The sequence below is a fragment of the uncultured Rhodospira sp. genome, from assembly GCF_937138205.1.
Classification (GTDB): Bacteria; Pseudomonadota; Alphaproteobacteria; order Rhodospirillales; family Rhodospirillaceae; genus Rhodospira.
In genome coordinates this window covers 55,129-80,650 of the sequence record NZ_CAKZOT010000113.1, presented here as the reverse complement: position 1 = coordinate 80,650, position 25,522 = coordinate 55,129, and the positions used below count along the sequence as shown (strand labels likewise).

23 protein-coding genes and 1 tRNA gene are annotated in these 25,522 nt (G+C 68.5%); 13 read left to right on the top strand and 11 right to left on the bottom strand.

Annotated features, from left to right (window positions below; genetic code table 11):
• Positions 1-5: 5 nt before the first annotated feature.
• Both purF and Q0309_RS17005 read left to right on the top strand, forming a co-directional pair.
• Positions 6-1,487, top strand: a complete 1,482-nt coding sequence (purF, locus tag Q0309_RS17010; protein ID WP_299444063.1) for an amidophosphoribosyltransferase — start codon at positions 6-8, stop codon at positions 1,485-1,487.
• Between the two features lie 112 nt (positions 1,488-1,599).
• The gene (locus Q0309_RS17005) at positions 1,600-2,364 is read left to right on the top strand and encodes an SDR family NAD(P)-dependent oxidoreductase (protein ID WP_299444060.1); all 765 of its coding nucleotides are present in this window, start codon (positions 1,600-1,602) and stop codon (positions 2,362-2,364) included.
• A 6-nt stretch (positions 2,365-2,370) separates the two neighbouring features.
• Here Q0309_RS17005 and Q0309_RS17000 read toward each other — a convergent pair whose 3' ends face one another.
• The 5 genes from Q0309_RS17000 to rpmE form a co-directional block, all read right to left on the bottom strand.
• On the bottom strand, positions 2,371-3,510 hold the full coding sequence (locus Q0309_RS17000; protein WP_299444057.1) for a hypothetical protein: 1,140 nt from the start codon (positions 3,508-3,510) through the stop codon (positions 2,371-2,373).
• A gap of 322 nt (positions 3,511-3,832) precedes the next feature.
• On the bottom strand, positions 3,833-4,285 hold the full coding sequence (locus tag Q0309_RS16995) for a cytochrome c (RefSeq protein WP_299444054.1): 453 nt from the start codon (positions 4,283-4,285) through the stop codon (positions 3,833-3,835).
• 258 nt (positions 4,286-4,543) lie between these two features.
• On the bottom strand, positions 4,544-6,679 hold the full coding sequence (locus Q0309_RS16990) for an ATP-binding protein (protein ID WP_299444051.1): 2,136 nt from the start codon (positions 6,677-6,679) through the stop codon (positions 4,544-4,546).
• 627 nt (positions 6,680-7,306) lie between these two features.
• Positions 7,307-7,582 (bottom strand): FliM/FliN family flagellar motor switch protein, encoded by a 276-nt coding sequence (locus tag Q0309_RS16985; protein ID WP_299444048.1) that lies wholly within the window; start codon positions 7,580-7,582, stop codon positions 7,307-7,309.
• 186 nt (positions 7,583-7,768) lie between these two features.
• The gene (gene rpmE / locus Q0309_RS16980; protein WP_299444045.1) at positions 7,769-7,987 is read right to left on the bottom strand and encodes a 50S ribosomal protein L31; all 219 of its coding nucleotides are present in this window, start codon (positions 7,985-7,987) and stop codon (positions 7,769-7,771) included.
• Positions 7,988-8,311: 324 nt separating this feature from the next.
• Between rpmE and Q0309_RS16975 the strand changes: the two genes are divergently transcribed.
• A complete protein-coding gene (locus Q0309_RS16975) occupies positions 8,312-9,067 on the top strand; it encodes a hypothetical protein (RefSeq protein WP_299444042.1) in 756 nt (251 codons plus the stop codon).
• 9 nt (positions 9,068-9,076) lie between these two features.
• Here Q0309_RS16975 and rph read toward each other — a convergent pair whose 3' ends face one another.
• Positions 9,077-9,805, bottom strand: a complete 729-nt coding sequence (gene rph, locus Q0309_RS16970) for a ribonuclease PH (RefSeq protein ID WP_299444039.1) — start codon at positions 9,803-9,805, stop codon at positions 9,077-9,079.
• A gap of 162 nt (positions 9,806-9,967) precedes the next feature.
• Between rph and Q0309_RS16965 the strand changes: the two genes are divergently transcribed.
• Entirely contained in the window at positions 9,968-11,029 is a 1,062-nt protein-coding gene (locus Q0309_RS16965) for a hypothetical protein (RefSeq protein WP_299444036.1), read from the top strand.
• A gap of 19 nt (positions 11,030-11,048) precedes the next feature.
• Here Q0309_RS16965 and Q0309_RS16960 read toward each other — a convergent pair whose 3' ends face one another.
• The 4 genes from Q0309_RS16960 to Q0309_RS16945 are packed head-to-tail and all read right to left on the bottom strand — an operon-like array spanning position 11,049 to position 14,964.
• Positions 11,049-11,807 (bottom strand): molybdopterin-binding protein, encoded by a 759-nt coding sequence (locus tag Q0309_RS16960; protein ID WP_299444033.1) that lies wholly within the window; start codon positions 11,805-11,807, stop codon positions 11,049-11,051.
• Positions 11,808-11,840: 33 nt separating this feature from the next.
• Positions 11,841-12,884: an 8-oxo-dGTP diphosphatase MutT gene (mutT, locus tag Q0309_RS16955; protein ID WP_299444030.1), complete on the bottom strand. Its 1,044-nt coding sequence runs from the start codon at positions 12,882-12,884 to the stop codon at positions 11,841-11,843.
• A complete protein-coding gene (gene argJ, locus Q0309_RS16950; RefSeq protein WP_299444027.1) occupies positions 12,865-14,097 on the bottom strand; it encodes a bifunctional glutamate N-acetyltransferase/amino-acid acetyltransferase ArgJ in 1,233 nt (410 codons plus the stop codon). Before argJ ends, mutT begins: the two co-directional genes overlap by 20 nt.
• Positions 14,098-14,109: 12 nt before the next feature.
• On the bottom strand, positions 14,110-14,964 hold the full coding sequence (locus Q0309_RS16945) for a peptidylprolyl isomerase (protein ID WP_299444024.1): 855 nt from the start codon (positions 14,962-14,964) through the stop codon (positions 14,110-14,112).
• A 353-nt stretch (positions 14,965-15,317) separates the two neighbouring features.
• Between Q0309_RS16945 and secA the strand changes: the two genes are divergently transcribed.
• From secA to Q0309_RS16920, 5 genes are all read left to right on the top strand, one after another.
• On the top strand, positions 15,318-18,053 hold the full coding sequence (gene secA, locus Q0309_RS16940; RefSeq protein WP_299444021.1) for a preprotein translocase subunit SecA: 2,736 nt from the start codon (positions 15,318-15,320) through the stop codon (positions 18,051-18,053).
• 278 nt (positions 18,054-18,331) lie between these two features.
• Positions 18,332-18,544: a hypothetical protein gene (locus tag Q0309_RS16935; RefSeq protein WP_299444018.1), complete on the top strand. Its 213-nt coding sequence runs from the start codon at positions 18,332-18,334 to the stop codon at positions 18,542-18,544.
• A gap of 52 nt (positions 18,545-18,596) precedes the next feature.
• Positions 18,597-18,830, top strand: coding sequence for a hypothetical protein (locus Q0309_RS16930; protein ID WP_299444015.1), 234 nt, complete (start codon positions 18,597-18,599; stop codon positions 18,828-18,830).
• Between the two features lie 117 nt (positions 18,831-18,947).
• A complete protein-coding gene (locus Q0309_RS16925) occupies positions 18,948-19,490 on the top strand; it encodes an NUDIX hydrolase (protein ID WP_299444323.1) in 543 nt (180 codons plus the stop codon).
• A gap of 104 nt (positions 19,491-19,594) precedes the next feature.
• Positions 19,595-19,679 (top strand) — tRNA-Leu (locus Q0309_RS16920).
• A gap of 27 nt (positions 19,680-19,706) precedes the next feature.
• Here the strand turns inward: Q0309_RS16920 and Q0309_RS16915 are convergent.
• Complete coding sequence (locus tag Q0309_RS16915) at positions 19,707-21,260, bottom strand: ATP-binding protein (protein WP_299444012.1); 1,554 nt, start codon at positions 21,258-21,260, stop codon at positions 19,707-19,709.
• Positions 21,261-21,663: 403 nt separating this feature from the next.
• On the opposite strand from Q0309_RS16915, the gene Q0309_RS16910 reads away from it, so the two are divergent.
• The 4 genes from Q0309_RS16910 to Q0309_RS16895 all read left to right on the top strand — a co-directional run bounded on the left by Q0309_RS16910 (position 21,664) and on the right by Q0309_RS16895 (position 25,247).
• Complete coding sequence (locus Q0309_RS16910) at positions 21,664-22,470, top strand: (Fe-S)-binding protein (RefSeq protein ID WP_366940652.1); 807 nt, start codon at positions 21,664-21,666, stop codon at positions 22,468-22,470.
• A gap of 31 nt (positions 22,471-22,501) precedes the next feature.
• On the top strand, positions 22,502-23,923 hold the full coding sequence (locus Q0309_RS16905) for a LutB/LldF family L-lactate oxidation iron-sulfur protein (RefSeq protein ID WP_299444006.1): 1,422 nt from the start codon (positions 22,502-22,504) through the stop codon (positions 23,921-23,923).
• Positions 23,924-23,982: 59 nt separating this feature from the next.
• Entirely contained in the window at positions 23,983-24,486 is a 504-nt protein-coding gene (locus Q0309_RS16900) for a hypothetical protein (RefSeq protein ID WP_299444003.1), read from the top strand.
• A 65-nt stretch (positions 24,487-24,551) separates the two neighbouring features.
• On the top strand, positions 24,552-25,247 hold the full coding sequence (locus Q0309_RS16895) for a lactate utilization protein C (RefSeq protein ID WP_299444000.1): 696 nt from the start codon (positions 24,552-24,554) through the stop codon (positions 25,245-25,247).
• Positions 25,248-25,522 lie beyond the last annotated feature (275 nt).

Genomic DNA, 25,522 nt, shown 5'->3' with positions numbered 1-25,522 from the left:
ATCGGATGAGACCACTGTTCCGCGATGCCCCCTGGGCGCCGCTGTCCTACGACCCCCTCGCCGACCGCCCGCGCGAGGACTGCGCCGTGTTCGGCATCCTGGGCACCGCCGATGCCGCCGCCCACACCGCGCTGGGCCTGCACGCGCTGCAGCACCGGGGCCAGGAGGCCACCGGCATCGTCGCCCACGACGGCGACCGCTTCATCGCCCACCGCGATCAGGGGCATGTGGGGGACGTGTTCTCCTCGCCCCGCGTGATGGACCGGCTGGTGGGCGACGCGGCCATCGGCCACAACCGGTACTCCACCACCGGCGAGTCCAATCCGCGCAACGTCCAGCCGTTGTTCGCCGAACTGAACCTGGGCGGCGTGGCCATCGCCCACAACGGCAACCTGACCAATGCCGCCACCCTGCGCCAGGACCTGATCCGCCAGGGCGCCATCTTTCAGTCCACCACCGACACCGAGGTCATCCTGCACCTGATGGCTCGCGGCTCGGGTCGCATGGTGGACCGGCTGGTCGAGGCCCTGACGGAGGTCGTGGGCGCCTATTCCCTGGTGCTGCTGACCCGGCAGAAGCTGGTGGGGGTGCGCGATCCCCACGGCGTGCGGCCTCTGGTGCTGGGGCGGTTGGGGGATGCGCACATCCTGGCCTCGGAATCGTGCGCGTTCGACATCATCGGCGCCGAGTTGGTGCGCGACGTGGAGCCGGGTGAAATGGTGGTCATTACCCGCGAGGGGATCGAGAGCTTCCGCCCGTTCCGCCCGGTCGCGCCGCGCCCGTGCCTGTTCGAATACGTCTATTTCGCCCGCCCGGACAGCATCATGGCCGGCAAGAGCGTGCACGAGGTGCGCAAGGCCATCGGCCGGGAACTGGCGGCGGAGGCTCCGGCCGACGCCGACATCGTCGTGCCGGTGCCGGACTCGGGGGTCCCCGCCGCGTTGGGGTACGCCGAGGGCGCGGGACTGCCGTTCGACCTGGGCATCATCCGCAACCACTACGTGGGGCGGACGTTCATCGAGCCCACCAACGAAATTCGTCACCTGGGCGTGCGCCTGAAGCACAACGCCAACCGCGCCGTTTTGGCCGGCAAGCGGGTGGTGCTGATCGACGATTCCATCGTGCGCGGCACCACGTCCCTGAAGATCGTCAAGATGGTGCGCGACGCGGGTGCGAGCGAGGTGCACATGCGCATCGCCAGCCCGCCCATCCGCTATCCCTGCTTCTACGGCATCGACACGCCGACCCGTGCCGAACTGCTGGCCAGCCGCATGGGGGTCGAGGGCATGGCCAGCTACATCGACGCCGACAGCCTGGCCTTCGTCTCGCTCGACGGCCTGTACCGGGCGCTGGGCGAGCCGGGGCGCGACCCGGCCAACCCGCGCTACCTGGACCACTATTTCACCGGCGAGTACCCGATCCCGCTGGTGGACGAGGAAGGCGGCACCCGTGCCAGGCAGTTGACGCTGTTGCGAGAGGCGGGGTAGTCAGACGGTCCCGGTGCGGTTGCGGATCCGCATGGCGGTTGGCCCCGGCGGAGTGCAGGTGAGCACCCCGGATCAAACACGATCTCGATTTCTTCAGTGAGGCCCTCTGCCCATGACCGCGTCCGAAAACCCGTCGTCCTCCCGTTCCGAAGGCCGCCTCGCCGGCCGCATTGCTGTGGTGACCGGCGCCTCGCGCGGCATCGGCCGCGCCGTGGCCAAGCGTTTCGCCCTTGAGGGCGCCCACGTGGTGGCCGTGGCCCGCACGCAGGCGGCGCTGGAGGAACTGGACGACGAGGTGCAGGCCGCCGGGGCGCAGCCGCTGATGCTGGTGGCCGAGGACCTGACCGACTACGACAAGCTCGACCACATGGGCGCCGCCCTGTATCAGCGCTTCGGCCGGCTCGACGTGCTGGTGGGCAACGCGGGGTATCTCGGCCGCCTGGGGCCGCTGGGCCACATGCCGCCGGACATGTTCCAGCAGGTCATGGACATCAACCTGACGGCCAACTGGCGCCTGATCCGCTCGCTGGACCCACTGTTGCGCCAGTCGGAGGCGGGCCGGGCCATTTTCGTCACCTCGGGCGTCGGCCACGAGGCGCGGGCCTACTGGGGCGCCTACGCCATCTCGAAGGCGGCGCTGGAAATGATGGTCGGGGTCTACGCCGCCGAACTGCTGAAGACCAACGTCAAGGTCAACCTGATCAACCCCGGCCGCACTCGCACCACCATGCGCCGCGAGGCCTATCCGGGCGAGAACCCGGAGACGCTGCCGCTGCCCGACTCCCACGCCGACGCGTTTGTCCGCCTGGCCAGCGCGGAGTGCCAGGACCACGGCGCGTTGATCGACCTGCCGGCGCTTGAGACCGGCGGCGGCTGACCCGCCTCACCCGCCGGGCCGCGCCGCCGCGCCGCTCTCCCGGTCCATGCGCGCCCGCAGGTCGCGCATGGCCGACAAGGCGCTCAGTTCGTCGTCGATCACGGCCATGCTCGCTTTCAGGCGGTCGCGCTCGGCCTGGGTGGACTTGCGGCGTGTCTCGCGCATCAGATTGGCCAGCGCGAACAGGCGCGTGGCCACGCCCTCGGCATCGTCCAGCGCCTCGCCCGTTCCCTTGATGCGGTCGACCAGCCGGGCGATGTCCGACGCCGTCGCCGCGTGCCCCACCAGGATGGGGCGCAGGTCGCGGTACTTGTCCGGGTGCTTCTGGAGAAACGTCCGCGTCTCGCGCAGGATCACGGAAACGTGCATCAGGGCTTCGGACACGGGATGACTGGGCCAAGCCAGCGCCACCCGTTCGATCCGGTCGCGGTGCTCGCGGAACGCGGCCAGTTCCTCGACCAGCAGCTCCGGATCATAGCCCGGCACCTCCAGCGTCGCGTCGGGGTCGCCGGGGTCGCCCTCGCCGGCGGCCTGGGCCTTGGCCCCCCTGGCCTCTTCCGCGCCGGCCCCCGCCGCTGCCGGCTCGGAATCCGCGACGTCCGCGAGCCCGGCATCGACCTGATGCTGTGACCACACGCGGTCCCACCAGGCGCCGCCCTCCAGCACCCGCGCTTCGTCGGCCGCGCGCAACCGCCGGACCGGCGAATCAGAGCGCGACCGCCACAGCCACGACCGACCGATGAGCAACGAGACAAGGGCCACGATATCCGGAAACCACGGGTCGCCCGCCGCAAGCGGCCCCGAAATGCCCGGCAGGGCGACGTGCAGCACCGCCATGATCAGGGCCAGGATGCCGTATCCCAGAGCACCGCGTCGTCGGTCCGGGCGCCGCCCCGGCACCACCCAGGTCGGCCGCACCAAAGCCAGGGGCACGCACAGGGCCAGCGCCGCCGCCCAGGCCCCGAACAGCCCCAGGGGCGCGGCCACCAGCCCGGCGACGACAAGCAGACTGCCGCCCATGGCCGCGCGCAGCAGGCGCCATTCCGTGTCGCTGGGGGACGGCGCGCCCCGGCCCGCTCCGACCATGGCGCGGAACAGCCCGACCGCGCCAAAGACAGCGGTCACCGTGGTGAGGACATCGATCATGCCGGGGTCGATCCATCGCAGGGGAATACAAAGGCGCGGAGTATAGCCCATCCGCCCTTGGTCTGGCCCGCGCGGATTGATCGGTCACACCGACCGAACCCGTCCCCGTCCCAGGCGGCAGTTCACCGAGGAGACGCCCTTCGTTTTCATCCAACTGTTCCCACCAAGCCAGGGATCGCGGCCTTGGCGGAAAGGTGACACATCAAGGTGACACATCATTGTGAAGCAGCGTCCTGTACCAAAGTCCCCGGACCATGATCACAACGCCAAAGGCCGGCCGCACCCCTCCGGGCGCGGCCGGCTTCATGGCATGTCCTGGACTTTATTCGCGGAAGTTGTCGTGGCACTCCTTGCAGGTGCCGCCGAGTTTCTTGACCGCCGGACCCATGGCCCCCCGGTCGGCCTCGGCCGAGGCCACCGCCAGTTCGTTGGCCGCCTCGGTCATCGCCTTCAGGCCGCCCTCGAACGTCTCCCAGTTCTCCCAGATGGCCGGCAGGGCCGTGGTGTCGGCCATCGAGTCGGTGGTGTTCACCTCGAACGCCGGCACGGACATCTCGCCGACGAAGGCGATGGCCTTGGCGTTGCGCACCAGCACCTCGGCCGGCAGGGCGCAGTCACCCTTCATGAAGCAGCCAATGGCGCCCATGCTGGCGCCGGCCACGTTCATGACGTCCTGGCGGTGCTGAACGGCAGTGTCGGCGTCATCGGCCAGGGCCGGGTGAGCGATCATGCCGGCCATCAGCAGGGCGGCGGCCGCGGTCAGTCCCTTGGTCATGGTTCGGATCTCCTGTTCTTGTTGGGAGGAGGCGGTGCCGGCGGGCCGGGCAAACCGCCATCAGGCGAGGGCTTCGTCACGCGCGCCGTCCGTGGCGGCGGCCCTTCAGACACGCCGCCAGCAATGCGCCGACGAACCCTTGACCATAGACCCTATGGGACGCTTTGCCGCTGTCAAGCACGCGGTCAAGATGCAACAAATGCGCAACGCGACGAATCGGCGGCACGGCCCCCGTCTCGCACGATGGACGGCAGACCCTCAATCCGAACGCGGTGCGCCGGGGGCCATCACGGTCGGCCCGGCCGCCCTGGGCAGCCTGACCTGGAATCGGCTCCCCTGCCCGGGCGTGCTGTCCACCGCGATCCGCCCACCATGGCCTTCGACGATCCGTTTCGCCAGCGCCAGGCCGATGCCCGTGCCGGGATAGTCCTGGCGCGTGTGTAGGCGCTTGAAGACCTGGAAGATCTGCTCGCAATGCGCGGAGTCGATGCCGATGCCGTTGTCGGCCACCTCGACGACGTGCCAGGCGTCGTCGCTGTGCGCCGACACCGTGATCTCCGGGCGCCGGTCGGCGCGGCGGAACTTGATCGCGTTGCCGATCAGATTCTGCATCAGCGAGACGAGCTGGACTTCGTCGCCCTGGACCTCGGGCATCGGGTCGACGGACAGCTGTGTTCCGCTGTCCTCAATCGATTCGCGCAGATTGGCGCAGGCCACGGCGACCACATGCGCCATGTCCACCGGCCCGAAGGCACGGTTGCCGGTGGACAGACGCGAGTACTCCAGCAGGTCGAGGACCAGCGCGTGCATCCGCTTGGCGCCGTCGACGATGAAGCCCAGAAACGCCTTGGCGTCCTCGTCCATGTCGGCGTCGTAGCGCTGGGACAGGAGTTGGGAATACGCCACCATGTTGCGGATCGGCTCCTGCAGGTCGTGCGAGGCGACGTAGGCGAACCGCTCCAGTTCGATATTGGATCGGGTCAGGGCGTCGATGGTTTCGTGCAACTGGTCCTGGGTCGTTTTGCGCTCGGTCACATCCTGGGCGGTGCCGATGACCCGCCGCACCGTGCCCGACTCGTCAGTCAGGGCCTTGCCGATGGCCCGCACCCAAATCATCGACCCGTCCGGGCGCACCACCCGGAAGGTGCAGTCGAACGGCTGCCCGGCGTCTCGCGCCGACAGGGATTTGGCCCAGGTCTCCGCCCAGTCCTCGGGGTGGACGTGCTTCTTGAACACCTCGACCGGGACATCCGGCGCGTCGGGCGGGAATCCGAACAGGCGCGCCTGCCATCCGCGCAGGGCCACGCGCCCGCTGGCCGCGTCCCAGTCCCAGATGCCCAGTCCGGCGGACTCGACGGCCAGGTCGAGCTGTTGCTTGCTCTCGGCGAGGGCCTCGCGCGCCGCGTAGGACTCCGTCACATCGCGAAACACCATGACGACGCCCATCAGGTTGCCGTCGACATCGCGTATCGGCGCCGCGCTGTCGGCGACCTGCCGCCGCGCGCCATCGTGCGCGATCAGGGTTGTGTGGTTGGCCAGACCGATCAGCCGCCCTTCCGCGAGCACCCGCGCCACGGGGGACGCGACACTCCGCCCAGTGTGGCTGTTCACCAGCGTCATGATCTCGTCCAGCGGTCGGCCCCGGGCCTCGGCCGCCGTCCACCCGGTCATATGCTCCGCTCGAGGGTTAATGCGCGTCAGCCGTCCCGCCGTATCCGTGGCCACGACCGCGTCACCGAGGGAGCGCAGCAGCACATCCAGTTCATGCTGTCGGTGGGCGAGGTCGCGGTAGCTGCGCAGGACCGTGACGCCGGCCGTGGAGACGATGCCCACCAGGATGGATTCGATCAGGAAGGGCTGGGTCCGCCATCCCTCCAGCACCAGCGGCCACAGGGGCGCATCGCGCAGAAGGGCCATGACGGCGTGGATCAGGGGCGTCACAAACAGCTGATAGCAGGTCAGGACCAGCAGCAGCCAGCCGATGCCGAAGACCACCAGGGAGCCCAGGCGGTCCAGCACGCGGCGATGCACGACGCGAATCAAGGCCAGCGCCGGAAGCTGGTAGGCCAGATTGCCCGCCAGGGCCACCTCGAGCGGCACCACGTGATACCCCGCCAGCGACAGCGTGAGCCCCAGGGCCAGCGCCAGCCACCACCGGCGCAGCACCGCGAAGCCCAGGAAGCCGAAGGCATGGCGGCCGTCGAGGAAGACTTCGGTGTGGGGGATGTTAACGCTGACAAAGCTGGCGGCGACCCCCAGGGTCGCCAGGATCAGGAACAACGTCAGGTCAGACCGCCAGCGATGCCCGTGGGCGGGATGCCATGATTGCGGCCGTGCCGGCGGCGCTGCGGCCCCCTGCCCCGACCCGTTCTCCTTCGCGGCGCCCAGTTCCATGGTCTGATCCCGCCGGCCACGGAGGGACGCTCCCTGTCCGGTCCCGCGCGCCGATCCGGCCACGCGCACGCCGGGCTTCCCCCCCAGGATAGATCACCGGCTTCGACTATAGGCCGCCACACGCCACGGCGCCAACCCAACATCTCAACAGTTGGGTCGCCCTTGGCACGCGTTGCGACCATCGGCCGCCCACCCCCTTCGAAAGTGACCGATTGGCTCCGCCCTTTGACGCGGATATGTCAACAAAGGATGACACTCGGATGCCCGCGTGGTTTTTCGCGGTGTCGTGGGGTAAGAGTATTGTTAGTGCGTTGGATGCGGACCGAGTTCGCTGGCCCGGCGAGGTGGAAGCCAGGGACGGCTGGAGCGGTGCGCGGCAACGACCCCGATGGTGTTCTGATCGGGTGGACCCGAAGCCTGTCACGGGTCCTTGCGGACGCTCGAATGGTCGAGCGATGTTCTCCCTATCCCTTACCTGGACTTCCTTGCTTGGGACGTCCGACATCGGTCGGGCGTCCTTTTTTTATCGAAAGCGCGGCCAAGCCGGACGCACGCGCCGCGCCGACGGGAGGCGCGCGCCATCCCGCCGTGCGCCGTGAGGCCCGAGGAACGGGCTCCCGACGTGACCTACCGCGATTGATTGTAGCTTTTGACGAGTTCCGTCAGCGTCACGCCGATCTTGTCGCCCTCGGTGATGACGACGTCACCGCGCGCGACGAGAATGTCGTTGGCGTAGATTTCGACCGGCTGGCTGGTCTTCTGTTCAAGCTCGACCACCGCGCCACGACCGAGTTTCAGAAGCTGGTTGACGCGCAGGTTGGCCTTGCCGAGCACCACGGCAATCTCCACCGGCACGCTGTAGACGGCCTGTTTCTGGGTGGGGGCTTTGGGCTCGCTGGCCATGGGCGTGGTCTGTCCGGAAGGCGGCGCGGAATGGCGTCGGGAGCGGCGGGCCACCGGGACCGCTCTCCCTGCCACCACACGGATACACCGAAACGGTTAACGCCCCCTTATCGGCCCGCACGCCTGCCCATTCATGGCGGCGGTCGGGAGGGGGCCGAGTCGCCCACGATAGAGGCGACCCGCGCCTTACTTCTTCAGACCGAACCCGGCGAACTTCTTGTTGAACTTGGCCACCTGGCCGCCCGTGTCGACCAAGCGTTGCACACCCGTCCAGGCCGGATGGCTTTTCGGGTCGATGTCCAGTCGGATGGTATCGCCCTCGTACGTGGAGCGAGTCTTGAACTCGCTTCCGTCCGTCATGATGACGGTGATTTCATGATAACTGGGGTGAATATCGGCTTTCATCAGGGGTCTCCCGCGCAAGAAGCGGCCCTTATACTGGGCCGGAGACCACGGTGCAAGCCTCGTTTGCGCACCGAATCGCGTGTTCATGGCCGCCCGCCAGTCGGCCGTCGCAGGCGAGGCTGGGGTGCGGAAAACGCCTGTTAACCCGCCTCGGATAGAGTTGTCCGCGCCGGGCAGGGGCCGTACATTAATATGGTGGGGCCGTTCGAAGGAGTGACGGACATGGGTGTCCTCGCGCATCGCGGTAACGGCGGTGTGATGGCATGGCGGACACGCGCGATCGCGACCGCGATCGCCGTCCTTGCGTGTGCGGGCGCGAACGGTGTGGCTTTTGCCGACGACGGCGCGGCGACCCCGGGGCGTGATGACTTGGCCGGATTGACGCTGGTGGCCAATTTCGGCGTGCCGCAGACGGCGACGACGGCGTTCGGACTGCCGTGTGCCGACGAGACATCGGGACTGGACGGTCGCACCCAGCCGCTGGCCGGCTGCCTCAGCCTGGGGCCAGCCCCACGCGGCGGCGCCGACCCCAGCATGACCTCTGGCGTCGGCCTGCGGTACGGACTGGGCGGCTGGCTGCGCCTGGATGCTGGCCTGAGTGTGCGGTCGGGCCTGGCCGATGCCACCGCCGGCCTGAGCGCCGCCAGCGCCGCGCCGGGCAGCGCAGGCGTCTCGGCCTTTGGCACCGGTGGCGTCGGCGCGGGAGTGTCCGCCGTGGTCGACGTCAACGCCGCCACAGGACTCGATCTTTGGGGAATCCGGCCCTACCTCGGCGCCGGCGTCGCGGCCGGCCACGTCGAGACCCCGGCCGGCCTGCACCGGGACGGCGCCGGCGCCGCCGTGGCCATGTCACCGACCTCCGGCACCGGAGTCAGTTGGGGCGCCACCGCCGGCACCAACGTCAGCCTGGGCGATGGCCTGAGTCTCGACTTCGCCTACCGGTACAGCGGCAGCGAGAGCGACGGCCCGCTCGACCAAGGCCCGGCCCTGGGGCTGGGCCGGGGCGTGTCGGCCGCGCCCGCCGGCGATACGACGGGCGGTGATCACGGCATGTCGATGGGCCTGCGCCTGCGGTTCTGACCGCGCGGCTCACTCCCCCGCCACGGCCAGAGTCTCCGCCTGCATCCGGCACAAATCGGCGATCCCGGCCTGGGCCAGCGCCAGCAGGGCCAGGAACTCGGCCTCGGCGAAGGGGGTGGTCTCCGCCGTTCCCTGGATTTCCACGATCCCGCCGCTTTCCGTCATGACGAAGTTGGCGTCCGCCTGGGCCTCGGAGTCCTCCGCGTAATCGAGGTCAAGGACGGCCGTGCCGTCGACCAGCCCGCAGGAGACCGCCGCCACCTGGCCGATCAGCGGCACGCTCTTGATGACGCCAAGACCGTGCAGGCGGCGCAGCGCCAACGCCAGGGCGACATAGCCGCCGGTGATGGCCGCCGTGCGGGTGCCGCCGTCAGCCTGTAGCACATCGCAGTCGACCTTGATCTGGACCTCCCCCAGGGCGTCAAGATCGGTGACCGCGCGAAGGCTGCGCCCGATCAACCGTTGGATCTCCTGCGTGCGGCCGGACTGCTTGCCGCGCGCCGCCTCGCGGTCGGTGCGGGTGTTGGTCGACCGGGGCAACATGCCGTACTCGGCCGTCACCCAGCCGCGCCCGCTGCCGCGCATCCACGGCGGCACGCGCTCGTCGACGCTGGCCGTGCACAGCACGTGGGTATCCCCGAACCGGACCATGCATGAGCCTTCGGCATGTTTGTTGACGCCGGTTTCCATGCGGATGGCGCGGAGTTGATCGGGCCGGCGGCCGGACGGTCTGGGCATGGGGTCCTCCTGACTGAGAAACGGCGGACCCTAAAGCAGGTCCCGGGCAAATGGAATCGGTCGATCAGGGCCGGGCAGCCGGGCCGGCATTTCCCATGGGCTTTGAGCGGCGGACTCGATACCATTGCGGCCGTTCGCCCGCCGTTGCCAAGGAGAGCAGGTATGGCCGTTTCCACCGGTCAAGACAGCGACAAAACCGTCAACCCCATCGAAGACGGCGACATGGATTCCCTGTTCATCCTGCCGCTGTCCATCATTCCACTGAAAACGCCGGCGCTGCGTCAGGCCCGGCTGGTCAAGAACGCCCACCTGCACAGCGTCATCGAGTTGTTCTCCGACGTCCAGACGGGCAGCGGCCAGGTGGCGATCGAGGATCTCGGCAAGCTGATGAACTGGCCGCCGGAGGAGGACCATCCGGACCACTTGGTGGTGCGCAAACTGGCGACGCTGCACAGCTACGACGTCTTTTCCTTGCGGATCATGCTGCGACGCATCGGCGTGCAGGTGAACGATCAGAAAGCCCTGCAACTGTCGGCGGATAAGAATCGGGAACTGACCGCCTACATGACGCAGTTCACGCGGCCGCTGATCGCCGAGATCTATGGTGGCGAAGACGTCAAGGTGGAACGGTTCGAGGATGTCGTGCAGTTGTTTCGGGACCCCGACGTCCGGCGGGCGCGACAAAGGCTACAGCAAATGGCCGACGCCCTGGGCATCGATATCCTGGAGGTGCCGCAGTTCCTGGAGAACTACGGCGATATTTTCCTGTCGTTGTCCTATTACAAGCAGTGTCTGGACCGGCTCGCGCCGCTGCTCGACAATTTCATCGAGTCCATGTACGAGTTTCGAAAGAATTATCAGCTTCGCCAGGACCAGAACCTGATGAAGTCCTGCGAGATGATCGAAACGACGATCAACGAGTTGACCGCCGCCATCACCGGCCGGTTCGAGAACTTCGAGCGCTCGACCAGGGCCATGTGGGACAACATCTCGGCCGCCCGCTTCCAGAGGGTCAAGGAGCTGATCGAGGCCTACCACGTCACCATTGGCGGCGTTCTGTGTGGCCTGACGGTGAAGATGAACGCCTGGGCGCGCCTTTTCCCGCGCCCCACGGCGGGCGGCCCGGTCAAGCGCTCTGAGTTCATCATGACCGACATCCGCCAGGGCCTGGACAACATCACCAAGATCGAGGATTCGGCGCCCATGCTGGCGTCGTTGGCGTAAAGGCCCATCACCCTCTCCCTCAGCCCCCGCCCTCCTGGATGGTGGCGTCCGCGCCCCTGCCGTCGATCATGGCCACCAGGTCGGTGACCACCGCCTCCAGCACCGCCGCGTCGGTGCCGCGCGCCACCAGGGTCGTGCCGATCTGACCGCCGCGCGCCCACGGATAGCTGCCGAGGTCCACCGCCGGCCAGCGCGCCTGGATGGCGGCCAGGGCCTCCGCCACCTCGCTTTCGCGCACCGTGGCGGTGACCGCGCGCGACAGAATCGGCGGCCCGCCGGTCAGGTCCGGCGCCAGGCTTTCGAACATGGCGCGCATGATCGAGGGCACGCCGGCCAGGACGAACACATTCTCGACCCGGAACCCGGGCGCGCCGCTGGCCGGGTTGTCGATCAGCGCCGCCCCCTCCGGCATTGAGGCCATGCGCAGACGGACCTCCGTGATGTCGCTGCCGTAAGCCTCGCGCATGAGAGCCTCGGCCTCCGGATGGCGCACCAGGGGCCGGCCGAAGGCGGCGGCGATGCTGGCGGCGGTGATGTCGTCGTGGGTGGGGCCGATGCCCCCGGTCGTGAAGACATAGGTCGCGCGCGCGCGCAGCGTGTTGACCGCCTCGACGATGGCCGCCGCCTCGTCCGGCACGACGCGCACCTCACGCAAGGGAATGCCCATGGCGGACAGCCGTCCGGCGATGAATGTCACATTCGCGTCCTGGGTGCGCCCCGACAGAATCTCGTTGCCGATGACGATCAGGGCGGCGGTGGGCGGTGCGTCGGCGGTCATGGCGTCTCCAGGCACGGGATGAGCCGGACGGCGTCAGCCCAGCAGGTCCTGCAAGGCCGGGATCAGCGGCGGATCGGCCGGCGGCATCGGATAGTCACGCAGGCGCATGGCGCGCACCCAGGCGATCTCCTGGCCCTCGCGCGGCGTCACGCGCCCCTGCCACGAGCGTAGCACGAACAGCGGCATGAGCAGATGGAAGTCCGGGTAGGCGTGAGACGCGAACGTCAGCGGCGCCAGGCAGGCGTGCCGGACGTCGATGCCCAGTTCCTCGTGAAGCTCTCGGATCAAGGCACGTTCGGGGGTCTCGCCGTCGTGGACCTTGCCGCCGGGAAACTCCCACAGGCCGGCCATCGCCTTGCCCTCGGGCCGGCGGGTCAGGAGCACACGCCCGTCCACATCCACCAACGCGGCGGCCACCACCAGCACCATACGGGAGCGGGCGGCGCGCTCGGCCTCCCACGTGGCGCGGTCGATGGACAGGCGCTCGTGGTCCCAGATTTCGCCGCGCGCCACGGCATCGATGCGCAGGCGCTGGCCGTCCGGGCGCAGCCCCACCTTCTCCAGCACGCGCCGCGAGGCGACGTTGTCCGGCTTGGTGGTGGCGAACACCGTCGCCAGCCCCAGGGCCTCGAAGCCGAGACCCAGGATCGCCCGCACCGCCTCGGTGGCCAGGCCCTGCCCCTGGAACGGCGGTCCGACCCAGTAGCCCACCTCGGCCTCCGGCCAGGTGTGGCCCCAGCCGAGGCCGACCACTCCCCTGATCGTGCCATCGGCGCGATCCGTCATGATGAGCTGAACGCCGGCCCCCTTGGCCCGGGCCTCCGCCCCCCGGCTCAGCCACACCCGGGCGTCGTCCTCGCTCAGGGGATGGGGGATGCTGGAGGTGAAACGAGCAACATCCCATTGCCCGGCATGGGGCAGGACGGCGGCCACGTCCTCGGCCCGGGGCAGGCGCAGGACCAGCCGATCGGTGACCAGGGGCAGAGTCGCCTCGCAGCCGCCCTCCTCCAGCCGCGCCGCCAGGGTTCGCGCGGTCTGCTGGTCCAGGGCAGAGGCGTCAGGTTCGATAGTCGGCATTGATGTCGATGTAGCCGTGGGTCAGGTCACAGGTCCACACGGTGGCGCGGCCCGATCCCACGCCCACATCCACCTCGATCAGTATCTCGCGACCTTGCATATGCGCGGCCACCGGCGTTTCGTCGTAGTCGGGCACGGCCAACCCGCTTTCGCACACCCGCGCGCCGCCGATGTGGATGGCCAGGCGGTCGCGGTCGGCCTTCTCCCCGGCCTTGCCCACGGCCATGACGATGCGGCCCCAGTTGGCGTCGGCCCCGGCGATGGCCGTCTTGACCAGCGGCGAGTTGCCGATGGTCAGGCCGATGCGCCGCGCCGCGCGGTCGGTCTCAGCGCCGGTCACACGGATCTCCACGAACCGGCTGGCGCCCTCGCCATCCCGGACCACCTGGTGGGCCAGGTCGAGCAACAGCGCGTCCAGCGCCGCACGGAACGACGCCTGGGCCGGATCGTCGGCGGAGGTGACGGGCGGGTGGTCGGCCTTGCCGGTGGCGAACAGCAGCAGGGTATCCGATGTCGAGGTGTCGCCGTCCACGGTGATGCTGTTGAACGACGCATCGGCGGCCGGGACCAACAGCGCCTTCAGCACCTCCGGCGGCAGGGCCGCGTCCGTGGCCACATAGGCCAGCATGGTCGCCATGTCCGGCGCGATCATGCCCGAACCCTTGGCGATGCCCGACAGCGTCACCACCGCGTCGCCGATACGACACTGGCTGGTGGCGGTCTTGGGATAGGTATCGGTGGTCATGATGGCCCGTGCCGCCTCGACCCAGGCGTCGGGGCGGGCGGCGGCGGCCATCTCCGGCAACGGGCCGGTGATGCGAGCGTCGGGCAGGAACTCGCCGATGGTGCCGGTGGAGGAGACGAAGACCTCTTCCGGCTTGCAGCCCGCCACGGCGGCGGCGGCGGCGGCGATGTTTTCCACCGAGGAAACGCCGCGCAGCCCGGTGAAGGCGTTGGCGTTGCCGGAATTCACCACCAGCGCGCGGGCTGCCCCGCCCCTCAGGCCGGCCGCGCACCACTCGACCGGCGCCGATCGGGTGGCGGACTGCGTGAGCACCCCGGCCACCGTGGTGCCGGGGTCGAACAGCGCCAGCAGGACGTCGGTGCGGTCCCGATAGCGCACCCCGCACGCCCGCGTGGCCAGACGCACGCCCGCGACGGGCGCGGGCGTGACGATGGTCTCGGGAGCGAGCGGGGATGGGACGGTGTCCATGCGCGCGCCGCCTTACTCGGCCTTCGGCGCGATCTCTTCGATCGGCGTGGTTTCGATGTCGGCGTCGTCGCGCAGATCCTCGACCAGGTCAGAGATCGTGTCCTGGGCGATCTCGGTGGTGAGCTGATTGCGCACCTCCTCCAGGCTCGGCGGCTCGGACATGCGGCGGTCCGTCACCTTGATGACGTGCCAGCCGAACTGGGTCTCCACCGGCTCGGTGGTGTACGCGCCGGCCTCCAGGTCGAACGCCGCCTTGGCGAACGGCTCGACCATCTGGCCGTTGCGCTTGAAATAGCCGAGGTCACCGCCGTTGGGCGCCGACGGGCCGGTCGACTCGGCCTTGGCCAGCTCGGCGAAGTCGGCGCCGTCCTCAAGCTGCTGGATGATCGCGCGGGCTTCGTCCTCGGATTCCACCAGGATATGCGAGGCCTTGACCTCTTCCTCGGGGGGATGCTCCTGCTTGAACGCCTCATAGCGCGCCTGCAAGGCCTCCTCGGTGGCCGCGTCCTCGACGATCTCGGTCAGATAGATGCTGCGGATGATCTCGTCGCGCACGGCGTTCAGGCGTTCCTGCACGTCGGGGTGATCGCCGAAGCCCTCGGCCTTGGCCTTGCCCACGATCAACTCGCCCTCGACCAGGTGGTTGACCAGGGACTCATAAAGCATGGGCAGCGGCACCTGCTGAAGCTGGGGATCGCGCGCGCGCAGGGCCTGGAGCCGGGACATGGTGATCTCGTGGCCGTTGACACGGGCCACGACGGTATCGGGATCGATCTCCTGTTGGGCTTGCACAGCCGCCGGAGCACCGAGCAGAACCAGGGAAAGGCCGGCCGCGACGGCCAGCGCGCGGGGTGTGGGGCGAACCATGTCGTGAGTCCTCGTTGGAGCGGAAAGGTCTCGAGAGATTGGCGGCCGGGCATCAAGGACGCCAGCCGCGCGATGTGGGCGGCACCCTGACCCGTCGCGCCGGGATCGTCAACCGCCTGGGTCAACCACTCGGCCGGGCCAGCGACACCACCGTCGCGTCAGATAGGTGCTGTTTCTGACCATTTTGGGGCACACGCTTGTGGGGCCGGCGTTTCGTTGACAGCCCTGCCCCCGCTCTCTATCTCTTGCCGGCACGCGCCCCGGGGCTCCGGGGCGACGTTTTCTATGTGCCCCTGCTTCTATGTGCCCCTGCCCTCCCTGTCCGCCTCTCTGTCCGCTTCCGAGGTCATCCCATGTTCGGCGTCATCGCCCGAAAGCTGTTCGGTACCGCCAACGATCGCTACATCAAGGGCCTCGGAAAGACCGTCGCCGCCATCAACGCCCTGGAACCGGAGCTGGCGGGGCTGTCGGACGACGCCCTGCGCGCGCGCACTGCGTGGTTCCGCGACCGCCTGCAAAAGGGCGAACCCCTCGACGACCTGCTGATCGAGGCCTTCGCCACCGTGCGCGAGGGCGCCAAGCGCACGCTGGGCCAGCGCCACTACGACGTGCAGCTGATGGGTGGCGTGGTGCTGCACCAGGGCAAGATCGCCGAGATGAAGACCGGCGAGGGCAAGACCCTGGTCTCGACCTTGGCCGTGTACCTGAACGCCCTGGAAGGCAAGGGCGTCCATGTCGTCACGGTCAACGACTACCTGGCCCAGCGCGACGCGGCATGGATGGGCCAGATCTACGAGTTCCTGGGCCTGACGGTGGGCTGCATCACGCACGGCCTGAGCGACGCGGAACGCCGCGCGCAATACGCCTGTGACGTCACCTACGGCACCAACAACGAGCTGGGCTTCGACTACCTGCGCGACAACATGAAATTCCGCCTGGAGGACATGGTCCAGCGGCCCTTCAACTTCGGCATCGTCGACGAGGTCGACAGCATCCTCATTGACGAGGCGCGCACGCCGCTGATCATCTCCGGCATGGCCGAGGACAGCACCGACCTGTACGGCAAGGTCGACAAGCTGATCCCCAAGCTGTCGGAAGACCACTACGAAAAAGACGAGAAGCAGCGCGCGGTCAGCCTGACCGAAGAGGGCACGGAATACGCCGAGCAACTCTTGCGCGATGCCGGCCTGATCCAGTCCGGCGGGCTGTACGACCTGTCCAACGTCTCGCTGGTGCATCACCTGAACCAGGCCTTGCGCGCGCGGACTCTGTTCGAGCGCGACGTGCATTACATGGTCAAGGACGGGAAGATCGTCATCATCGACGAGTTCACCGGCCGCGCCATGGAGGGCCGCCGCTACTCCGAGGGCCTGCACCAGGCGCTGGAGGCCAAGGAAGGCGTGACGGTCCAGAACGAGAACCAGACGCTGGCCTCGATCACCTTCCAGAACTTCTTCCGGCTGTATCCCAAGCTGGCCGGCATGACCGGCACGGCCATGACCGAGGCCGGCGAGTTCGCCGAGATCTATAGCCTGGAGGTGGTCGACCTGCCCACCCACAGGCCCATGGTCCGCGATGACATGGATGATCAGGTCTACCGCACGGCCCGCGAGAAATACGACGCCATCGTCGACCTGATCGAGGATTGCCACAAGCGCGGCCAGCCGGTGCTGGTGGGCACGGTCTCCATCGAAAAGTCGGAATTCCTGGCGCAGACGCTGCGCAAGACCAAGGGCATCAAGCCCAACGTGCTGAACGCCCGCCACCACGAGCAGGAAGCCCTGATCATCGCCGAGGCCGGCATTCCCGGCGCGGTGACCATCGCCACCAACATGGCCGGGCGCGGCACCGACATCCAGCTTGGCGGCAACCTGGACATGCGCCTGGCCCGCGAGGTCCCGGCCGAGCTGGAGGGCGAGGCGCGCGACCAGCGCATCCAGGCCATCCGCGCCGAGGTGGAGGCCCGCAAGGCGCAGGCGCTCAAGGCCGGCGGCCTGATGGTCATCGGCACCGAACGCCACGAAAGCCGGCGCATCGACAACCAGTTGCGCGGCCGCTCCGGCCGTCAGGGCGACCCGGGCGCGTCCCAGTTCTTCCTGTCGCTGGAAGACGACTTGATGCGCATCTTCGGCACCGACCGCATGGACGGCATGTTGCGCCGCCTGGGCCTGGAGGAAGGCGAGGCCATCGAGCATCCCTGGATCAACAAGGCGCTGGAAAAGGCTCAGCAGAAGGTCGAGGCGCGCAACTTCGAGATCCGCAAGAACCTGCTGCGCTTCGACGACGTGATGAACGACCAGCGCAAGGTCATCTACGAACAGCGCCGCGACCTCATGACCACCACCGACGTGCGCGACACCGTCGTCGACATGCGCCGCGAGGTGGTCGACCACATCGTGCCGAAGCACATGCCGCCCAAGGCCATGCCGGACGAATGGGACATGACCGGCCTGCACGACGAGTGTCTGCGGCTGCTGGCCCTGGACCTGCCCTGCGAGCAGTGGCGCCACGAAGAGGGCATCGCCGAGGAGGAAATCCGCGAGCGCATTCTGGAGGCGTCCGAACAGGCCATGGCTCAGAAGGCCGCCCGCTACGGCGCCGACACGTTGCGCCTGGTCGAGAAAAGCCTGCTCCTGCAGCTCCTGGACCAGACCTGGAAGGAGCACCTGCTGCACCTGGACCATCTGCGCCAGGGAATCTCGTTGCGCGCCTACGGCCAGCGCGATCCGCTCAACGAGTACAAGCAGGAAGCCTTCGCCCTCTTCGAGGCCATGCTGGAAACCCTGCGCGAGCGCGTCACCCAGTATCTGGCGCATGTCGAGATCCGCGAGGCGCCGCCCGAGGACGAACTGGTGCCGCGCGCCGCGCCGACGCGGATGCAGGCCCGCCATGACAATCCGGAGCCGGCCGTCGGCGCCGGCGCGCCGCAGGGCGAAGGCCTTCGGGTGGCCGAGCCCGTCCGGACCGTCGTCGCGCCCGAGTCGCGCGATCCCGCCGATCCGTCGACCTGGGGCAAGGTGGGCCGCAACGAGCCGTGCCCGTGCGGGTCCGGGAAAAAATACAAACATTGCCATGGAAATGTCGGCTGACAGGCCGGGCCAATGGCGGTTTTGCGCCGACTCGCCCCAATGATCATTCCATAAAACTTGTCCTGTTTTTGCATCATTGTCGTGCAAATTTTTGATTGTGACGGCTGGTCTTGTCCCTCTGCCCGTCATTTGCTATCTTTGTCGTGGGAAATCATCGTCCCGTCGGGTGACCTTGCGCGTGCGCGGCCGGAATGTGGTCCGGCTCGATCGCGACCCGTGGATGGGCAAGGCAAGGGACCCGGAGTCGTGACACGTGCCCCAGAATGGGAGACAGACCGATGAGCATGGCCTCCATTGTGGGAGGAACCCTCCTGAGCCAGGCCGCCAACATGATGTCCACGCAAACGGCGATGCTGCGGATGTCCGCGGAGGCCGATCAGGCGGTCGTGGGCCTGCTGGAGCAGGCGAGCGGAAACGCCCAGAACCCAGCCCAGGCCGTCACGCCGGTCGCCGAATCGGGCAAGGGCGCGTCGGTCGACATCACCGCCTGAGCGTCTTTCAGGCCGGCGGCCAGACATCCCCTGACAGGGCAGTGAGGGCAGCATGAGCGAAGTATCGGGACTTTCCGGAGCCACATCGTCGGCTTTGCAGACCGATACCGTGCGGCCCTCCGCCCCGGCCGATGGCAACCAGCGCGGCGGGGGCGCCGCCACGGCGGCCGCGTCGCGGGCGGCCATCGCGGCGGATGAGACCCAACCCGCGCCCAGGATCCGTTTCGAAGGTCAGGACCTGGATCCGACGGCGCCGCGTGGCACCTACCTGGACATTGTGGTATAGCTGGGATGTGTCGCTGACACGGGTCTGGCTTCGGCGCGCCGTGTCGTTCGCGCGGGGCGCCGCAATGGTAACCATCCGGTGAGTGTCGATCGTATTCACAAGACCTATTTCACGACCGTGCCCGGCGGTGCCCGTGGCACGGGTCCCACCGTGGCCATGGTCCCCGAGGGCGATGACCGGGAACGACTCGTGTGCGCCGAGTGCGGGTACGTCCGCTACGACAATCCGAAAGTCATCGTCGGTGCGGTCTGCACCTGGGAGGACCGCTATCTTCTGGTCCGGCGGGCCATTCCGCCGCGCGAGGGGATGTGGTGCCTGCCGTCCGGGTTCCTGGAACTGGGCGAAAGCACCCAGGAGGGCGCCGCCCGTGAGGTCTGGGAGGAAGCCCGTGCCAAGGTCGAACTGACCGACCTTCTGGCACTCTACAACCTGCCCCACATCAGCCAGGTTCATCTGGTCTATCGTGGGCGAATGCTCTCCCCCGTGTGCGAACCGGGTCCCGAAAGCCAGGAGGTTGCCTTGATCGACTGGGACGACCTGCCGTGGGGCCACCTCGCCTACCCCAACGTCGCCTGGGCGTTACGCCAGCACCGCGCCTTGCGCGGACGGACGGACTTCGCGCCGCAGGGTGTTCCCGAAGAGATTGACGCCCCCCGATAAGCCGTGTCAGGGGTTGGCACGTCTGGGATCACGTTGTCTTTATTCGCACTCTTGCGTTGTTCCGTCCGCCGCTTTACCTTCGGGCCATCCGCCTGGGGGGTCATGCGGGCGTGGCGGAACAGGTAGACGCAAGCGACTTAAAATCGCTTGGGCTTTCCCGTGCCGGTTCGAGTCCGGCCGCCCGCACCATCCCACATTTTCGCGCCACACCGGAGGTCAGGACCCAGCCTCCCCGGGCCGCATCGGAAACACCAGCGTAAAGGTGGAGCCTTCGCCCTGCCGGCTCTCCAGGGTCACGGTGCCGCCATGCTGGTCCATCAGTGCCTTCACCAGCGACAGGCCGAGCCCGGTCCCCTCGATGTTGCGGGTCTCGACATTGATCACCCGCCCGTAGGCCGAGAACACCAGGTCGTGAAACTCCTTGTCGATGCCGATGCCGGTGTCGGCCACGGCGATCTCCATGCGGTCGGCAAGCGCCCGCACGGCAACGCGAACGGACCCGCCCCTTGGGGTGTATTTGATGGCGTTCGAAATCAGGTTGTTGAGCGCCTGGCGCAAGGCGCGCGGATCGGCCCACAGCGGCGGCAGGTCCCGGCCCCAGTCGCGAATAAGCGTCAGCCCTGCTTCCCGCGCGCGCTCCCGGAACAGATCGACGCAGGCTCCAACCTCGAACGCGACGTCCAGCGTCTCCGGCGCGAGTTCCAATCGGCCGGCCTCGATCCGCGCCAGGTCCAGCAGATCGTTCACCAAGTCGCGCAACTGACACCCGCTGTTGTGGATGTCGGCCACGTAGGACCGGTATCGCGGGTCGGTCAGGGGCCCGAACACTTCGTCGCGGATCACCTCGGAAAAGCCCAGGATCGCGTTCAGCGGGGTCCTCAGTTCGTGGCTCATAGACGCCAGGAACTCGGACTTGGCCATGTTGGCGGCGTCCGCCTGGATGCGCGCGTGTTCGGCGGAGTCCTTGGCGACGGCCAACGCCGCCGCGTGCTCCTCCAGCGCGGCGCGTTGGTGCGCGACCCTGTCCATCAAGGTGTTGAACGCGTCGGTCAACTGGGCCAGTTCCCGCACCTGCGGTTGGTGTCCCACACTGGCGCCCTCGGGCCGATCCGCGGTGCCAAGGCGCGTCATGGTCTCGGACAGCCCCTGGATGGGGCGCACCACCAGCAGGCGCACGGCCACGAACAGCGTGCCGAAGATCAGCGACAAGGCCCCCAGGAAGCCCAGGAAGGCCGTGCCCGTCAAAAACCCCAGCGGCTGCTCCAGAACATTCAAAGAAAAACGGATGTCCATGACACCGTTGACGGTCTCGCCAATCGTGCCGACATGGCACGCGGCGCATTCCTCGACCAGTTTAAGGGGATGCAGGAAGCGCAGCGTGTTCCCGTCCCGAATCACCTCCTCCCGTCCCGAGGACAGGACCCGTTTGATCTCCGGATCATTGGCCCGGGCGGCCCGGGCGCCCGGAGAATCCCCGTATTGCAGGGCGACGGACTCGCTGCGCACCAAATTGACGCTCGCGGCCTCAAGCTTGGTGTTCAGGCGGTCGACGATCCCGGTCAGTTCACCCGGCGTCGGCCCGTGGCGCATGGACAGATAGACGTGCTCGAACACCTGCTCCGACGTCGCTCGCGCCCGCGACTCCGCAAGGGCCGCGACGGACGCGGCCTCCTGGTATCGCACGAGGACGATGACGGCGATCCCCGAGCACACGACGGCGGCGATGACGATGGCGGCCAGCCAATGGGTGATGGTCCAGGACCGTACCATTCCCGCTACTTTTTTATTGTGCAGGCCATACCTTGGACGCGACGGCCCCGGGCATGGCCAACCCGGCCCGGTCAGGCTGATCCCACCCTCACGGCCTGATCGATGCGCCGGCTTTTGGACGAATTGTTGATGCTAGCATCGACCTCCGACAGGCACACTACATCAAGCGTTATATGCGCTTAAGTGGAACGATTTCGTTAACAAAGCCATCCATTGAGTCCGTGGCCCGGACCCACTCGACCCGGCCGGCGCCCTCCTCAACCGCAAACACCGCACGAGGCCTTTCCCCTGTCCGGCAGGGGTGATAAGGACGAGTCGACGGACCCCGGCTCCGCGCCGTGGCGCCCCCGTGTGGCGCTCCCGTGGTCCGTTTCGTCTGTCGCCCCCACCCGTACGGATGTCCATGCCCCCCGCCGCCGAAACCGCCGACACCACCGCGCCCCACGTGGCCCTGTTCGTCACCTGCCTGGCCGACCTGTTCCGGCCATCGGCCGCGTTCGCGGCCCTGCGCCTGCTGGAGCAGGCCGGCTGCCGCGTCACGGTGCCACCGCGCCAGACCTGTTGCGGCCAGCCCGCCTTCACCAGCGGCGACCGCGACGCCGCGCGCGACCAAGCCCAGCACATGGTGGAGGCGCTGGAGGCGGAGATGGTCGACTACGTGGTGGCGCCGTCCGGCTCCTGCGCCAGCCACATCCGCAACCACTACCCGGCCCTGCTGCGGACCCACCCGGACCCGGAGATGCCCAAGCGTGCCCGTCACTTGGCGCGCAAGACCTACGAATTGACCGCGTTCCTGGTCGACGTGCTCGGCTGGACGGATGTCACGGCGCGGCTGGATGCCACCGTGACCTACCACGACACGTGCAGCGGCCTGCGCGAACTCGGCATCCACGCTCAGCCGCGCGCCCTGCTGGCGAAGGTCCAGGGGCTGGAGCTGCGCGAGGTGTCGGCGCCGGAGGAATGCTGCGGCTTCGGCGGCGCCTTCGCCGTCAAGTACCCGGACATCTCCGGCAGCATGGTTTCGGACAAGGTCAAGGACATCGAAGCCACCGGCGCCAGCCTGGTCCTGGGGGGCGACATGGGGTGCCTGCTCAACATCGCCGGGATGCTCAAACGCCAGGGCAGCACCGTTCAGGCCCGCCATGTGGCCGAGGTCCTCGCCGGCGCGACCGATGGCCCGGCCATCGGCGAAGACCCGGACTCCCGTTGATGTTGTCGCCCGGTTCGGAGAGCGAGACGCCATGCACGTAACAAGCCGCGAGTTCGGATCCAACGCCCGCGCCGCCGTCGCCGACGCCAACCTGCGGCAGTCGCTGGCCACCATGAAGACCGGCTTCCGCGCCCGGCGCGCCGAGGCGGTGGCGGCCCTGCCCGAGTTCGAGGCCCTGCGCGACGCCGGCAAGGCGATCAAGGATCATACGCTCACCCACCTCGACCACTACCTGGAGCGGTTCGAGGCCAAGGTCACCGAGAGCGGCGGCCACGTGCACTGGGCCGGCGACGCCGAAGCCGCCTGCCGCACGGTAATCGGCATCTGCCGCGCCCACGGCGCTCGCCTGGTCACCAAGGGCAAGTCGATGGTCACCGAGGAGATCGGCCTCAACGCCGCCCTCGAAAAGAACGACATCGACTCCGTTGAGACCGATCTGGGCGAGTACATCATCCAACTGCGCAAGGAACAGCCCAGCCACATCATCGCCCCCGCCATCCATGTGCGGAAGGCCGAGGTCGCCGACCTGTTCCGCGAGCATCACCTGGAGTTCGACGCCGGGCGCCCTCTGGACGAGCCGCGCGCGTTGCTGGACGAGGCGCGGACCGTGCTGCGCGAACGGTTCCTGTCGGCGGACGTGGGCATCACCGGCGCCAACATGCTGGTGGCCGAGACCGGCTCGGCGGTCATCGTCACCAACGAAGGCAACGCCGACCTGACCCAGCTCCTGCCGCGCGTCCATGTCGTCGTCGCCAGCATCGACAAGGTGGTGCCGGCCCTGGACGACGCCGCCACCATCCTGCGCCTGCTGGCCCGCTCGGCCACGGGACAGGTGATGTCGACCTATACCACCCTGGCCACTGGTCCCCGGCGGGCCGACGATGCGGACGGACCGGAGCATTTCCACGTCGTGCTGGTCGACAATGGCCGCTCGCGCCTGCTGGGCAGCCCGTTCCAGGACGTGCTGCGGTGCATCCGTTGTGCCGCCTGCATCAATCACTGCCCGATCTACGGCGCCGTCGGCGGCCATGCCTACGGCTCGGTCTACCCGGGGCCGATCGGATCCGTCCTGACGCCCGCGCTGTCCTCGGTGGAGGAGGCCGGCAGCCTGCCCAACGCCTCGACCCTGTGCGGCCGGTGCGAGGCGGTGTGCCCGATGAAGATCCCGTTGCCGCGCATGTTGCGGCAGTGGCGGGAGGAAGAAGTCGACCGCAACCTGACCCCGGAAAGCGCCCGGCAGGCTCTGGGTCTGTGGGCCTTCGCGGCGCGGCGGCCGGCGGTGTACCGCTTCGGCACGGCCATGGCGGGCCGCCTGCTGAGGCTCATGGCCGGACGGCGGGGCCGCGTGCGCCGCCTGCCGTTCGCCGGTGCGTGGACGCGGGTGCGCGACCTGCCCGCGCCGGAGCCCGGCGGCTCCTTCATGTCGCGTTACAAATCCGGAAAAGAGCAATAAACTAGGGCCCGGGCGCGGCGTGACCGCACCGGATCGTCAAACAGGGATTTCCAGACACGATGGCGCGTTCCTCCAAGGCGGCGCAGGACTATCGCCTCCATGAACGTCTCACCGAAGCCTACATGGCGGATCGCATCCGCATCCGTGTGGACTTCAACAGGCTCAACAGAACCGGCTCGCCCGTGTTCGACCCCTGGGAGAACGTGGTCCCCCTGGTGGCATTGATCCTGGGGAGTCTGCTGGTGATGGCCTACAACCTGGTGGCCGGCACTGTCACGCTGATCATCGCCATGTTCGCCTACGCGTTCCTGGTCCGCCCCTGGGTGGCGGAGCGCCTGCGCGCCCGCACCATTGCAAACTTGCTCAAGAATGCGCACAACTGGCAGGTCATCTGGTCGTACGGCGGCGTCGTCGTGACCCTGGCGGAAAACCCGCGCATCGGCGTGGTGGCGCCGCGCGGGGACTGGCGCGCCTTCGCCCGGCGCTTCCAGTCGGGCCAGGAACTGGGGCCGGGCCTGGGCAGCGACGACACGGCGTCCGCGCCACCCAAACCCAGCCCCTGAGCGGCCCGGCCCTTGTCCACCCCTCGCCCACCCATCCCGCACACCCCCATGCAGAGACCTTTGGCGTGAGCAGTCCAGCCCGCGAGTCCATCCTGAGCAACATCCGCGCCGCCCTGGGGCGGCCGGCGGAGCCCGACCCGACCGACGACGCAGGCGCGGCCGAGCCCGCGCGATCGCCGGTGGCGCCAGTGATCCCGGCCATCGCCCATGGCACCCACGCTGAGTTGGTGGCCCGGTTCATCACCAACGCCGAGGCCGCCGCCGCCACCGTGTCGCGCTGCGCGCCCGGGGACGTGGGCGATGCCGTGGCCCAGTATCTGGCGGGCATCGGCCTGCCCTTGCGGGCCATGGTGCCCCCCGATCCGCGCCTGGACGGACTGGACCGCGACAGCCGCTTCACCCTGGACCGGCGCGCCGCGCCGACCGCCGACGACACCGTCGGCATCGCTCACGCCCTGGCCGGCATTGCCGAGACGGGCACGATCCTCATGGCCTCCGGGCCGGCCAGCCCGGCGACGCTCAACGTCCTGCCCGAAACCCATATCGTGGTGCTCCGCGCCTCGGACATCGTTGGCGGCCTGGAGGACGGATGGAGCCGCCTGCGTCACGCCCACCCGGACGGCCTGCCCCGCACGGTCCACATGATCACCGGCCCCTCCCGCACGGGAGACATCGAGCAAACCCTGCAGCTGGGCGCCCATGGCCCGCGCCAGTTGCATGTCGTTCTGGTCGATGACGGCGCGGATGGCCAGGGAGCCTGACAACCACCGTGGCCGGGGCCGAGGCAAGGCCTCGATCTCGGATTACGACCTCAGATTGTGGCAACAAGTCACACGCAACGCCACGCCCCTCGCCGGACGCCGGCCCGCGCCGGCCCCGGACCCCGGTCCGGACCCAGCGGCACCGCAGCGGCCTCTCGACCCTGCCCCCAACCCACCGCCATCGCGCCCGGCCGGCCGCGACTCTGCCCGTCCCGACCATGCGCCAGCCTCGCCCGCCACCCGGCGCGGCGACGCCGCCGGCATCGACCGCCGCA